This is a genomic window from Lachnobacterium bovis DSM 14045 (assembly GCF_900107245.1).
In the GTDB taxonomy this organism is placed as follows: Bacteria; Bacillota; Clostridia; order Lachnospirales; family Lachnospiraceae; genus Roseburia; species Roseburia bovis.
On sequence record NZ_FNPG01000025.1, the window covers coordinates 1 to 12,895 of the forward strand.

General features: G+C 31.2%; 13 protein-coding genes. 6 read left to right on the plus strand and 7 right to left on the minus strand.

All coding sequences use genetic code 11. The features are described 5' to 3' along the window. The coding region (locus tag BLV79_RS09735) for a helix-turn-helix domain-containing protein (RefSeq protein WP_143470249.1) at nt 1-338 on the minus strand (338 nt) is incomplete at its 3' end. A 369-nt stretch (nt 339-707) separates the two neighbouring features. Between BLV79_RS09735 and BLV79_RS09740 the strand changes: the two genes are divergently transcribed. From BLV79_RS09740 to BLV79_RS09750, 3 genes are all read left to right on the plus strand, one after another. Next, entirely contained in the window at nt 708-1,259 is a 552-nt protein-coding gene (locus tag BLV79_RS09740; protein ID WP_074718611.1) for a glutathione peroxidase, read from the plus strand. Between the two features lie 202 nt (nt 1,260-1,461). Next, nucleotides 1,462-2,205: an HAD family hydrolase gene (locus BLV79_RS09745; protein WP_074718533.1), complete on the plus strand. Its 744-nt coding sequence runs from the start codon at nt 1,462-1,464 to the stop codon at nt 2,203-2,205. A 146-nt stretch (nt 2,206-2,351) separates the two neighbouring features. Next, nucleotides 2,352-2,825 (plus strand): hypothetical protein, encoded by a 474-nt coding sequence (locus BLV79_RS09750; RefSeq protein WP_074718535.1) that lies wholly within the window; start codon nt 2,352-2,354, stop codon nt 2,823-2,825. Between the two features lie 113 nt (nt 2,826-2,938). On the opposite strand, the gene BLV79_RS09755 is transcribed toward BLV79_RS09750, so the two are convergent. The 3 genes from BLV79_RS09755 to BLV79_RS12900 all read right to left on the minus strand — a co-directional run bounded on the left by BLV79_RS09755 (nt 2,939) and on the right by BLV79_RS12900 (nt 5,742). Then, complete coding sequence (locus BLV79_RS09755; RefSeq protein WP_074718537.1) at nt 2,939-3,481, minus strand: transcription repressor NadR; 543 nt, start codon at nt 3,479-3,481, stop codon at nt 2,939-2,941. A gap of 89 nt (nt 3,482-3,570) precedes the next feature. Beyond that, nucleotides 3,571-4,428 carry a carboxylating nicotinate-nucleotide diphosphorylase gene (gene nadC, locus BLV79_RS12895; RefSeq protein ID WP_173335897.1) on the minus strand — a complete coding sequence of 286 codons (858 nt, stop codon included), beginning with the start codon at nt 4,426-4,428 and terminating at the stop codon, nt 3,571-3,573. 12 nt (nt 4,429-4,440) lie between these two features. After that, nucleotides 4,441-5,742: an L-aspartate oxidase gene (locus tag BLV79_RS12900; RefSeq protein ID WP_200795895.1), complete on the minus strand. Its 1,302-nt coding sequence runs from the start codon at nt 5,740-5,742 to the stop codon at nt 4,441-4,443. A 338-nt stretch (nt 5,743-6,080) separates the two neighbouring features. On the opposite strand from BLV79_RS12900, the gene nadA reads away from it, so the two are divergent. Next, entirely contained in the window at nt 6,081-6,998 is a 918-nt protein-coding gene (gene nadA, locus BLV79_RS09765; protein ID WP_074718539.1) for a quinolinate synthase NadA, read from the plus strand. Between the two features lie 326 nt (nt 6,999-7,324). Then, nucleotides 7,325-9,220, plus strand: a complete 1,896-nt coding sequence (gene ade / locus BLV79_RS09775; protein WP_074718543.1) for an adenine deaminase — start codon at nt 7,325-7,327, stop codon at nt 9,218-9,220. A 169-nt stretch (nt 9,221-9,389) separates the two neighbouring features. Here ade and BLV79_RS09780 read toward each other — a convergent pair whose 3' ends face one another. Together BLV79_RS09780 and BLV79_RS13365 are read right to left on the minus strand one after the other, a co-directional pair. Next, complete coding sequence (locus BLV79_RS09780) at nt 9,390-9,797, minus strand: DUF4234 domain-containing protein (protein WP_074718545.1); 408 nt, start codon at nt 9,795-9,797, stop codon at nt 9,390-9,392. Continuing rightward, entirely contained in the window at nt 9,788-10,222 is a 435-nt protein-coding gene (locus tag BLV79_RS13365; RefSeq protein WP_083354541.1) for a DUF2752 domain-containing protein, read from the minus strand. Before BLV79_RS13365 ends, BLV79_RS09780 begins: the two co-directional genes overlap by 10 nt. Nucleotides 10,223-10,516: 294 nt before the next feature. Here BLV79_RS13365 and BLV79_RS09790 point away from each other — a divergent pair, with 294 nt between their 5' ends. Further along, entirely contained in the window at nt 10,517-11,605 is a 1,089-nt protein-coding gene (locus tag BLV79_RS09790; RefSeq protein WP_083354542.1) for a C40 family peptidase, read from the plus strand. Nucleotides 11,606-11,821: 216 nt separating this feature from the next. Here BLV79_RS09790 and hydE read toward each other — a convergent pair whose 3' ends face one another. Further along, nucleotides 11,822-12,895 carry a [FeFe] hydrogenase H-cluster radical SAM maturase HydE gene (gene hydE / locus BLV79_RS09795; RefSeq protein ID WP_074718547.1) on the minus strand — a complete coding sequence of 358 codons (1,074 nt, stop codon included), beginning with the start codon at nt 12,893-12,895 and terminating at the stop codon, nt 11,822-11,824.

The following is a 12,895-nucleotide window of genomic DNA, read 5'->3' on the forward strand; positions in this document are numbered from 1 at the left end:
GATCTCAACGCATCAGGTCCAGCAGCTCGAAAGCGATTAACCCAGTTTGCAATCATACTGGGATTTGTTATTCCTTCTTGCAGAGCTAAATCCTGATATGAGATTTCACTTGATAAATATAATTCTACAACAGAAAGCTTCTTCTCGAAAGAATAACTTTCTTTTTTTCGAGATCGTTTCAGACCATCATCACCAAACTTATTGTAATTATTAACCCATTCGATGATATGCTGTGAACTTGCGATACCATACTTTTCTGCCAAAAAGTTCCTTCCGCCTTCACCTTTGAGGTATGCTAGGACTACCTTTTTCTTAAATTCAAAATCATATTTTACCATAAAAACACCGACCTCCCAAAAGTTAGATTTTTGGTCTAACTTTTGGGGGTCGGTACAGTGTATGTGCTCTTTTTTAGTTCAAAAATATGGAATTTATTAAAAAAGTATAAAATAATTGCAAACTATGTTGACAAAAGAAAAGATTGTGTTAAAATCAATTGCGTACAATTGATATATGACAATCGATGTACAACAATTGTTATATAGTGCATGAAAATTCAAAAGGAAAACGAGAACAACAAGTTACAGAATCCAGGAAAGAATGTAAGAATGAAAAAAATTGAAAAGAAGTTAATAGAGAATTTGAAAAACTTCAAAAAAATTCGATATAAACTTCAAGAAAAAGGATTCGAGAAATGGAGGAAAAATATGGGATTTTATGATTTATCAGTTACAAATGTGAACGGAGAAGAAGTAAAGATGAGTGATTATAAGGGTAAAGTTGTGATGGTGGTAAATACAGCAACAGGCTGTGGCTTTACACCACATTATGAACCAATGGAGGCTATGTATGAAAAATATCATGATGCAGGCTTTGAGATTATCGATGTCCCTTGTAATCAGTTCGCAGGTCAAACACCAGGAACGGATGAGGAGATTCATGAGTTTTGTACATTGAAATATAATACTCAATTTCCACAAATGAAAAAATCAGATGTTAATGGTGAAAACGCCATTGAATTATTTAAGTTTTTAAAAGAACAAAAAGGATTCGAAGGTTTTGGCAAAGGTCCCAAAGCACTTGCAATGGGAGTTATGCTTAAGAAAATTGACAAAGACTATAAGAATAACTCTGAAATCAAGTGGAATTTTACAAAATTTGTCATTAATCGTAAAGGTGAAGTTGTTGCACGTTTTGAACCAACAGCGGATATGAATAAAGTTGAAAAATTTGTAGAACAGTTGATAAGTGAGAAATAAGATTTTTGTCGAAATCTGCTAGCGCTTATATAGAAGAAAATACAATATGGAATAAAAAACACAATAAAAAAAATACAATATAGAATAAAAAAACACAATATGGTATGCTTATATCGATTAATGTATTTTGAGGAAAAGATAGTATTATATCTAAAAATATCAGCTAAAGGGAAGAATAAAGGTAAGAAATGGAGTAAAAACAATGAAAAACTATGACAACTTTTTATTCGATTTATATGGCACATTAATCGATATTCGTACCAATGAAGATGATGACAAACTATGGAATACAATTAGAATCCTTTACGGATATGAAGGTGCAGAGTACAGCAATACCGAATTAAAAGAAATGTATCACAAGTTTGTACAAGAGGAAAAGGCTGATGTAAAGAGGCGATTTGAAGACAGAGAATATATTGATATTGATTTAGGTAAAGTCTTTAAGAAACTATTCATTTACAAAAAAGTTGATGATATTTCTGAATCGAAAATTAAACACATCGCCGCAACATTTAGAAGTGTATCAACGAGCTTAATTGAGCTTTATGATGGAGTATATGAATTACTTGATTATTTAAAAGAAAATAATAAAAAAATAATACTTTTATCAAATGCGCAGAGTTTGTTTACTTTAAACGAGATAAAAATGTTTGGATTAGATAAATATTTTGATGATGTTTTTATTAGTTCTGATTATGAAATATGTAAACCAGATAAAGAATATTTTATGATTCCAATAAAAAAATATGATTTAGATCCTGATAAAACGGTCATGATTGGAAATGATTATATTTCAGATATGTCAGGTGCCGCAAAGGCAAATTTACATGGAATTTATATTCATCAGGATATTTCAACTCCAATTTTAGATGAGGAGAAAATTATAGCTGATTATAAGATAATGGATGGAGATTTTAGAAAGATAAAAGAGTTCATAGAAAGATAAAACGTACCCTAAAAAACTTCATTAAAAAATAAGAAATTTCACAAAAACTTAATACAGCTTGTTAAAGAATACAATGTCAATTCTTTAAAATTAGCCGAAAAACATAGCGAAAGCTTTGTTCTGTGATATGTGTTAGGATGTTTTTGATGAGAGTAAGACGTATTTCAATGGCTACAAGGATTTTTTTATTGGTTTCAGCGTTGCTATTGGTTTCTGATGTTTTTATAGGAGTCATATTTTACAAGAAAGCACGCTCTCTTCTTGTTGAGCAGATGTTGGAAAATACTAAAAATATGGCAGCTACAGTCGGAGCAAGTATAGATGGTAAAGATTTTGAAGAAGCAAAAAAAGGTGATACTGAGAGTGCAGAATATGTTGATGATATTATGACCAAATTTGAAGAAATGAGTACAAATGTTCAAAGTGACATTGATGAGATAAAAAATCATACAAGTACCGTAAATGACAAGGTAAGAGAATCAACTAGTAATATAAACGATGCAGCGAATAAAGCTTTAGATGTTACAGGAAATATAGGAGATATTAATACTGAGGCAGAAAAAGCAACCTGCATCTCCGATGAATTAAGTAAAGCTGTCGGAAAGTTTAAAGTAAACTAAAAATGGTTACAAATAAATTAAGGACTATGAAATTTTTTTTCATAGTCCTTTTTCATAGTAATCAATAGTTATTAATCGTTTTAAATTATTGATATTAAATAATTTAAAGTTTTTTAATCTTTCCAAAAATCAACTGGTTCGTAATCCTGTAATTTTGCGAGAAAACCTCTTTTTGCCAAGGCATCCTTTATTAAATTAAGAATTGATTCATCATCAGCTTCAATAGTATGATAATGATATCCAGAAGTAATATTTTTAAGAGGAGTTGATTTACCTGAATGAATTTCATCCATGTATCGGTTGACATCCAGGCGTGAACGAATGTTAAGCTCAGCTTTTAATAAACCATATACTTTATGATAAACAAAAACGTCTTTTATTTTTCCACCTAAATCAACTATCATAGTTAATTCTTCTTCAACTTCCTCATCAGAATGAATAACTTTGAATACTCTTTTAGCTATACCAGATTTACTGATGACATACCCTTTATTTGTTGAGTGTATATCTATTCCATGGGCACGCATCAAAGCAATATCTTGTACAACTATTTGACGACTAACCTTTAATAATTTTGCGAAGGCACCGCCTGAGATAGGCGTTTTTGAGCTTTGTAATTCTTCTAGGATTAGTTGCCTTCGTTCATTTCCAGTCACAAACAATGCCCCCTTTCGTAAAATAAATTCATAAAAAAAATTAATTCGCGATTAATTCACTACAATACATGTTATTATAACATTAAAAATTATAGTGTACGAAGATTTTTTAATGAAATATCCATAATTGGTGCAGAATGTGTAAGCGCACCACTAGATATATAATTTACACCTAAATCGGCAAGTTTGGCAATGTTTTCTTTTGTAACATTTCCAGAAACTTCAATTTCAGCTGAACCATTAATAATTTGTACGGCCTCTTTCATAACATCATGTGACATGTTATCAAGCATAATGATATCAGCTTTTGCAGCAACTGCTTCACGAACCATATCTAATGTTTCAACTTCAACTTCAATTTTTCTAACAAAAGGAGCATAATCGCGAGCTAATTTGATAGCATTTGTAACGCTACCAGCAGCATCAATGTGATTATCTTTTAAAAGAACTCCGTCAGATAAGTTGTAGCGATGATTATTTCCGCCACCGACAGTAACAGAGTATTTTTCAAAAATTCTATTGTTAGGGGTAGTTTTTCTTGTATCTAACAATTTAATTGAGGTTCCGTCTAATAATTTAGCAACAGAGTGAGTGTAAGTAGCAATACCACTCATTCTCTGGAGATAGTTGAGTGCAACACGCTCTCCAGATAAAAGAACTTTAACATCACCATGAACTTTAGCCATAAGAGTTTTGTTTTTTACAAAATCACCATCTTTTACGAAAAACTCAACAGTAGTATCTTCGTCTAATAATTTAAAAACTCTTTCAAAAATCTGTAAACCACAGATAATACCATCTTCTTTACAGATAAGGTCTACTTCACCTTTTACTTCTTTTCCCTGTAAAATAGCATTAGTTGTCACATCTTCATCAGATATATCTTCGCGTAACGCTTGAATGATTAAAGGATCGATATTTAATTTTAGTGTACTTTTTTCAAACATTGTTGTCCTCCGTTATGCTGTAAGCATTTTTTCTTTCTTTCGTTTTATTTCTTGTAAAATAATATTTTTGTATTCCTCTTTAAGAGCTGCTAAATCATTGTATTTTTCTAAGTTGATGTTAGCAACATAAGTAGGATTCTTCTTTAAATTCGAATATGATAAAGTTAAATCTTTTGCGGCACGTTTGGCAAAAACTAAGCTTTCAAGAAGAGAATTGCTTGCTAATCTGTTTTTTCCATGAACACCATTACAAGCTGTCTCGCCGACAGCATAAAGCTGTTCCATAGATGTTTTGCTTTCGTGATTAACTTTGACACCACCCATGAAGTAATGCTGTGCAGGAACAACAGGAATACATTCTTTTTCAGGATTATATCCCATTTCTTTACAGTGAGCTACAATATTTGGAAAATGTGATTCTAACTCATCTGAAGGTATTGGACGTAAATCCTCCCAAACAAATTCAGTTTTATCTTTTTTCATCTGCTCAAAAATAGCATTTGCAACTACATCACGAGGTAATAATTCGTTGACAAAACGATGCATGTTTTTGTCATATAGTTTTGCACCTTCGCCTCGAACAGATTCTGAAATCAAGAATGAACGTTTGGTATTATCCTTGCTGTAAAAAGTAGTTGGGTGGATTTGAATATAATCAATATCTTTTAACTCAATGTTATGTTTTAAAGCAATTGCAAGAGAATCTCCAGTTAAATGTCTAAAGTTAGTTGAGTGCTTGTAAAGACCTCCAATTCCACCTGTTGCAAGTATAGTTGCATCAGCTTCAATTGTAAAAATATCACCATCTTCTTGAAGACATACGGCGCCATAACAAATATTATTTTTTTCAATAATATCAATTAAGGTTGTATATTCGTAAATTTTAACATTTGGAAGCTTTCTTACACATGCCAAAAGTTTTCTTGTGATTTCTTTTCCTGTGATATCCTTGTGGAAAAGAATTCGCTTATCAGAATGAGCACCTTCTCGTGTAAATGCAAGATTACCGTCTTTATCTCTTTGAAAATCAACACCATAAGAAATCAAGTCTTTTATAGTATCTTGAGATGAACGAATCATAATATCAACAGATTTTTCATCGTTTTCATAGTGACCGGCTTTCATTGTATCTTCAAAATAGCTTTCATAATCAGCATCATTTTTAAGCATGCAAATTCCACCTTGAGCTAAAAATGAATCACTACTTTCACAATCAGATTTAGTTATAATTGTTATTTCTTTGTCTCTAGGTAGCTGAAGAGCTGCATATAATCCAGAACATCCACTACCAACTATTAAAATATCAGTTTTCATTTTTATAATCTTCTTTCTTCTTGGATTTGCAAGCGCGTATAACAACGTACTTGTTATTTGAGTAAAAGTGTATCATATTTTTTGTCGACTGACAAGACAGCTGTAAAATAAAATATTTACATTTGTCTTGACAGCTGTAAATCATTTTTTTATAATGAAAATTAATTAATTTCTAGATTAGCGTTTGTAGCTAAACAAGTAGAAATAACAACAAGAAAATTAACTAGATAAATCGTTTTTAACAAAAAATAAAACAGTAAAACTACAAAAATAGTAAGAATTATTTGTTTTAGAAATAAAATAATAAAAAACTAATTATTATTAAATGGGAGAGAATTATGACTATACAAGAGTTGCAAAATAAAATTATAGAGTTAAAGAAGGAAAAAGATGTATGTCTTTTGGTGCATGCCTACCAGAATCACGAAATTTTAGAAGTGGCAGATTATGTGGGAGATTCATATGGTCTTAGCTTAAAAGCAAAGGATGCGCCTCAAAAAAATGTTGTTATGTGTGGTGTACGTTTCATGGCGGAAACAGTTAAAGTACTTTCACCAGAAAAGAGAGTTTTTATAGCAAATGAAAATGCATTGTGTCCAATGGCAAATCAAATGGATAAGGAACAAGTGGAAGCTTTAAGAGAACAGTACCCAGATTACACTATTGTTGCATATATTAACACAACATCGGAATTAAAAACTGCCGTAGATGTTTGTGTTACATCTTCATCAGCAGTAGAAATTATAAAAAATATTAAAAATGATAAAATATTATTCATTCCAGACTGCAATTTAGGAAGTTGGGTTCAAAAACAGATTCCTGAAAAAGAATTTAAATTCTTCCACGGTGGATGTCCAACTCATCTTAGAATTACAAAAAAAGATATTGAGCGTGCAAAAGAAATTCATCCAAATGCAGAAATTCTAGTACATCCAGAGTGTTTAGAAGAGGTTACAAATGAGGCTGATTATGCTGGATCAACAACAGGAATAATGAACTACGCTAAAAAAAGTGACAAAAAAGAATTCGTAATTGGTACAGAAAACAGCATTGTTCATCATTTACAGTATGAGTGCCCAGATAAAATGTTCTATTCATTATCTAAAGAATGTGTCTGCCCTAATATGAGAGCTACAACACTTATGGATGTTTATAATACAATCAAAGGTGTCGGAGGAAAAGAGATTTTTATTGATGATGAAGTAAGAACTAAAGCAAAGAATTGTATTGATAAAATGATAGAGCTTGGTGGCTAGTTTAGAATAAGTATTAAATTTATTATTAAATGATATGGTTGGTAACCGTAGAATATATGTAAGGAAATTCCATGGATTTATGCGAAAATGGCGTTATGCGTGAAAGTAGCATATTTCTATGGGATTTTTTTTACCCAAAGAAAAGATATGAATATTTAAAAGAGAATAAGAATAAAAAAATCTTGCATAATTTTGATTTATCATTCATAATAGATGACAATATAAGTAAGCGTGATGCACAACATAAATATCGCTTATGTAAAAATATTTACAAAATAGAAATACTTATAAAATACTTATGAAAGAAGAAAGCAAGGAAGAGAAAAATGAGAATCGAAAAACTTAAAAAATTAATTGATACAGCTAATAGAAAAGAAAAAGCAGATTTATTAATAAGAAATTGTAATTTAGTAAATGTTTTAACAAGTGAAGTTTATAAAGCAAATATATATGTAACAGATGGTGTAATTGTAGATGTGGAAGAGATAGAAAACAAAGAGGAAGAAAAAGATGTAAGATACCAAGAAACAGAAAATGTAGCAAGCTCAGAAATAACAGAAAAATCAGCAAGTTCAGAGGAAACGAAAAACGAAGAACTACAAGCCTACAAGGTTATCGATGCTAACGGAAACTATGCTATCCCTGGGTTAATAGAAGGGCATATTCATATAGAATCATCTTTTGTTACGCCAGAAGAATTTTCTAGATTGGTCGTACCTCATGGTACAACTACAATTATTGCCGATCCACACGAAATAGTTAATGTATGCGGAAAAGAAGGAATGAAATACATACTTGATGCAAGTGAATTAGCAGTATTAGATGTCAAATATATGATTCCTTCATGCGTACCTGCGACACCATTTGAAAATAGTGGTGCGGTTTTAGACGCAAATGGTGTAAAAGAGTTTTTAAAGGATGATAGAGTTATAGGGCTTGGAGAATTTATGAATGCTCCTGGTGTTCTAAATGGAGACGAGGAAGTACTAAAAAAAATAAAATATTCTCTAGATGCTAAAGTTACTATAGATGGGCATGCGCCAGGAATGAAAGGAAACGAACTTAGTGCTTATATTGCAGCTGGTATAGAAACGGATCACGAATGTCAGACTGTTGAAGAAATGAGAGAACGACTCAGAAAAGGTATGTATGTTCTTTTAAGACAGGGCTCAGCATGTAAAGATTTAAGAAATTTATTAAAAGGAGTTACACCTCAAAATTCCAAAAGATGTTTATTATGCTCGGACGATCGTCAACCGGTTTCTATTTTAAAAAAAGGCGATTTAGATGAACACCTAAGAATATGTGTAGAAGAAAATATTGATCCAATTATTGCAATTCAAATGGCAACTATCAATGCGGCAGAATGCTATGGCCTTAAAGATAGAGGCGCAATAGCTATTGGGAAAAGAGCAGATATTTGTTTAGTTAATAATTTAAAAGAATTTAATATGAAGGATGTTTTTATAGAAGGTGAGCACGTAGCACATGAAGGAAAATATTTACGTAAAGTAGAAAGACTAAAATGCAATAACGTTGAAGGAAGTGTCCACGTTAAAGATTTTTCAATTGAAAAATTAAGGATAGAGCCTAAAAATACAACCGTTAAAACGACTACAATAGATTTGACACCAGGTAGTATTGTTACATCAAAAGGGCAAGCTTTTATAAAAACTGATGAAAAAGGCGATTTTCTTTTTAATGAAAGTGACGATGTTGCTAAGGTAGCTGTAATTGAAAGACATCATGGGACAGGTAATGTTGGAGTAGGATATTTAAGAGGATTTGGAATAAAAAATGGAGCTATCGCATCGACAATTGCTCATGATTCGCATAATATTATTGTAGTAGGTACGAGTAATATGGAAATTGAGTATGCAGTTAATAAATTAATCGAACAGGAAGGTGGAGTTGTAGTTAGTAAAAATAATGAGGTATGTGATTCAATTTCTCTTAAAGTCGGAGGCTTGATGAGTGAAGAGAGTGGAGAGATTGTCATGGATAAGCTTGATAAGTTGTACAAAACAATAAAGACACAAGTAGGTGTAAAAGAAGGGGTTGATGGAGTTATGTCCTTGGCATTTATGGCCCTTCCGGTAATACCTGAAATAAAAATTACGGATAAGGGATTGTTTGATGTAAATAAATTTGAATTTATTCCGGCAATAAAAGAAATAGATTTGGACGTAGATACAGCGATAAATTTTTCTGGTATATTCTAAAATGATTTAAATTATAGGAATTAATAGAATAACAAATAAAACAAAACATAAACATAAAACGCATAACAAAAAATAAAGAGGCTATAGAAAATGAAGATGAGGCAAACTCAATTCATAATCTATAGCCTTTATTTAAAGTAGTGTAAAATTGTTCTTATATATAGCAATATTAGAACATTTTTTGGTTATTCATGTTGTTTAATCCCTGGTTATATGCGATTGAAAGACTATTTAAGTTTTTGAACAATAAAACTAAATTGATAATACTACCAAATGGAATGAAACAAAGAAGAAGGTAAACAATACCAGATTCTCCAATATATACATTGTATCTTTCACCGTTTCTTTGTAATCTGTCACCTACTCTGTAAAACCAATATACTGAGTAGATTCCGCAAGTAAGGATAGTTAAAAGAATAAACATACCTATTCCAGCACAATCTTTTTCACCATCACCAGCACAAATAATGTTTGTGTCGTTTGCAATTCTGCTGTAAACAATTAAAGTATAAATTCCACAAGTTACAAAACCGAGTAAAATAGCAACTAGTGCATTTCTGTTTTCTTCTAAATACATAAAATATTCCTCCTGATATAAATATAAATTTTAAAAAAAACACCTCTGTCTATATTTATACTTACAATCGGGTTATTATTATCCAATAATCTAATAATATAAACTACAAGTATAAGTGTTGTATTAAAAAACATCAAATATTTGTATAATTTTTTAGGAATTTTTTCCTTAAAAATTTCTATAAGAAGAACAATCGGTACGATCCAAAACAATGGATGATAATAAAAAGCATCTGAAAAATTAAAATGCAAAACAGATAACCATGCACGAGTCATTCCGCAACCAGGACATGAAATTCCAGTTAGAAATTTAATAGGGCATCCTATTTTTGTGAAATGTAGAAACATACAAATCGCAATAAAAATTAATATTAATTTAATGTAGCTAATAATATTTTTTTTAGGTATTTTTTTCATAATTAACATATTAGCATATTTAGATATGAGAATAAATATGAAAATAATAAAAATAAATATTTTATAAATTTATTATAAAAATTAAGTAAATTAATCTAAAAATAAGGTAAAAAATAATAAAACAAAGATTATATAATAGAAAATTAATGTAAAGAAATATAAAAAAGTATTAATTTCATTGTAAAAATATAATATTTCTAAAGATTTGTTGACATAAGCAAAGGGGTATGATATTATTATTTTCGTAATAAATGTAATATATTTGTAACATTTTGAAAGAAATACTTGATTTTGGAGGATATAATGTTCAGAAAAACGACAAGAGTAGCGACTTGTATTATTGCAGCTTCGGTTACACTTGGATGCTTTAATGTAGCAAATGTAAATGCAGCAACGACATCTAAGAAGACAAGTTCTACAAATGTAACACAAGAGAAATTACCAATTGCAGGCTTTTCTCTTGCAGTCTCATCAACATTAGATGGTAAGGACAGCAACAGTATTGAGACTCCTAGAGAAAGTGTTAAATCAGCAGCAGTGGTACAAACAAGTGATAAGGTTATTGTTTATCAAAATAATGATGACAAATCACAAGAAGTTGGAAAGCTTTATAATAATAACCTAGTTGAAATTATTTCTAATAAGAAAGGATGGGCTAAGGTCATATCTAGAAATTTAACAGGTTATGTTAAGAGTGACTGTTTAAAAAGCGACAAATCATTACTAGAAAGCGCAGCAAAGAAGACAGCCAAGGTTAAAACTGAAACTTTAAAACTTCGTGAGAATTCGTCTACAGATTCTAGAGTAATTAGTTTACTTGGAATCAATGAAGTGTATGTTATTACGAATGATTCTGTTACAGGTTGGGTCAAAATAAATACACCTGCAGGGGAAGGCTTTGTTTCGGCTGAGTTTGTAGATGTTACAAAAGAGTATACATACGGAGAGACATTACAGGAAGAAAAAGATAGATTACAAAAAGAGGCAGAAGCAGCGGCAGCACAGAAAAAAGCTGAAGAAGAAGCCGCAGCAGCCGAATACGCTAGAACACATGGTAATCAGGCAGCATTGTCTTTTGCACAACAATATGTTGGTAACAGATATGTCTGGGGTGGTACTAGCTTAACAAACGGAATAGATTGTTCCGGATATGTAATGCAAGTTTTTGCAAAATATGGAGTGAGTTTACCACATAGTTCAGCTGCAATCAGAGGATACGGTAAGGCCGTTAAAGCATCTGAGATGCAACCTGGTGACGTAGTTTGTTACGAGGGACACGTTGGTATTTATGCTGGTAACGGTAGATTATTAAGTGCCTTAAACTCTAGAAAAGGTATTACATATTGTTCAGTTAATTACAAACCGATCATTACGGTTCGTCGTATGTTATAGTACATCCACTTTAAAGTTGTACTTCAATCCCCTATCATATTCACATACGATTGTACCGAATGAATATAGAGCAACATGATAAAATGGCTATCGCGACGTAACATCAGCGATAGCCATTTTTATGCAGTGAATATTTTATTTTTACACTTGTGTTTGCGTTTTTTTATTTTTCGAAATTTTAACAGTGTAATTGTTTGATAATTAATTTTTTAATAGTTATTTAGGGAGACAATCTACAAAAGGATATTTAGCGACATCTCCTCTAGAATCAAGAACTCTAAACCCATATTCTTTTAAATTCTTTACAAGGGAAGCCTTAAATTCAGCGGCTTCGTTCCCACTACATAGTTTATTGTCATATAATAAATATTTTTTTCGAACTTTTGCGGGTGATAAGTTAGGCATCATTACATTTGCTCCAGACAAGAATCCATTGATTTGGCCATTAGGGTCAATGGTGCCAAGTGATGTTGTTGCTGGTAGCAATACATTAGGAATCATTATTCTAAGTAAAGCCAGTAGAAATAATGTAGTCCTTGCAGTACCGGATTGTTCATTTGCAAAAGGTGTTGAATGATGCACGATGTAGGGCCCAATTCCTACCATATCAGGCTGTAGTTCTTTAATAAAAATAAAATCTTCAGCTAATGTTTTAGGGGTTTGAAATGGTGATTCAACCATAAATCCTGTTCCAACTTGATAACCTATTTTTTTAAGGTTATAAAGGCATTCAATTCTATTTTTAAAACTCATAGAGTTTGGATGTAATTTATAATAGTGAGATTCATTGGCAGTTTCATGGCGAAGTAGATATCTATCCGCGCCAGCTTCGAAATATTTTTTATATTGCTGATAAGTTTTTTCACCTATTGATAATGTAACTGCCACGTCCGGGTAATGTTCTTTAATTGAAGAAATAATATCGCATAAAATATCGTCAGTATAGTATAAGTCCTCCCCACCTTGTAATACGAATGTTCTATAACCAAGAGAATATCCCTTAGCACAACATTCTAAAATGTTTTCTTTTGATAAACGATATCTTTCAGCATTAGAATTGCTTCTTCGAATACCACAATAAAGGCAATCGTTTTTACAAAAATTTGATATTTCGATTAGTCCTCTAAGAAATATGTTTTTTCCGTACCATTCATCTCGAATTTTGCAAGCTAAAGAGCGTGCATATTCGATATCCTCATCATTAAATGTTTCAAATAAAGAAATGAATTCTTCTTTTGAAAGTTCCTTTGTTTTATTAAGTTTGTCGATTAATAATATATTTTTTCCCAT

What these genes read in the sequence shown, in the direction of transcription:
- BLV79_RS09740 (WP_074718611.1), top strand. Translation starts at nt 708, where the DNA reads ATGGGATTTTATGATTTATCAGTTACAAATGTGAACGGAGAAGAAGTA.
- BLV79_RS09745 (WP_074718533.1), top strand. Translation starts at nt 1,462, where the DNA reads ATGAAAAACTATGACAACTTTTTATTCGATTTATATGGCACATTAATC.
- BLV79_RS09750 (WP_074718535.1), top strand. Translation starts at nt 2,352, where the DNA reads ATGAGAGTAAGACGTATTTCAATGGCTACAAGGATTTTTTTATTGGTT.
- nadC (WP_173335897.1), bottom strand. Translation starts at nt 4,428, where the DNA reads ATGTTTGAAAAAAGTACACTAAAATTAAATATCGATCCTTTAATCATT.
- BLV79_RS12900 (WP_200795895.1), bottom strand. Translation starts at nt 5,742, where the DNA reads ATGAAAACTGATATTTTAATAGTTGGTAGTGGATGTTCTGGATTATAT.
- nadA (WP_074718539.1), top strand. Translation starts at nt 6,081, where the DNA reads ATGACTATACAAGAGTTGCAAAATAAAATTATAGAGTTAAAGAAGGAA.
- ade (WP_074718543.1), top strand. Translation starts at nt 7,325, where the DNA reads ATGAGAATCGAAAAACTTAAAAAATTAATTGATACAGCTAATAGAAAA.
- BLV79_RS09780 (WP_074718545.1), bottom strand. Translation starts at nt 9,797, where the DNA reads ATGTATTTAGAAGAAAACAGAAATGCACTAGTTGCTATTTTACTCGGT.
- BLV79_RS13365 (WP_083354541.1), bottom strand. Translation starts at nt 10,222, where the DNA reads ATGTTAATTATGAAAAAAATACCTAAAAAAAATATTATTAGCTACATT.
- BLV79_RS09790 (WP_083354542.1), top strand. Translation starts at nt 10,517, where the DNA reads ATGTTCAGAAAAACGACAAGAGTAGCGACTTGTATTATTGCAGCTTCG.
- hydE (WP_074718547.1), bottom strand. Translation starts at nt 12,895, where the DNA reads ATGGGAAAAAATATATTATTAATCGACAAACTTAATAAAACAAAGGAA.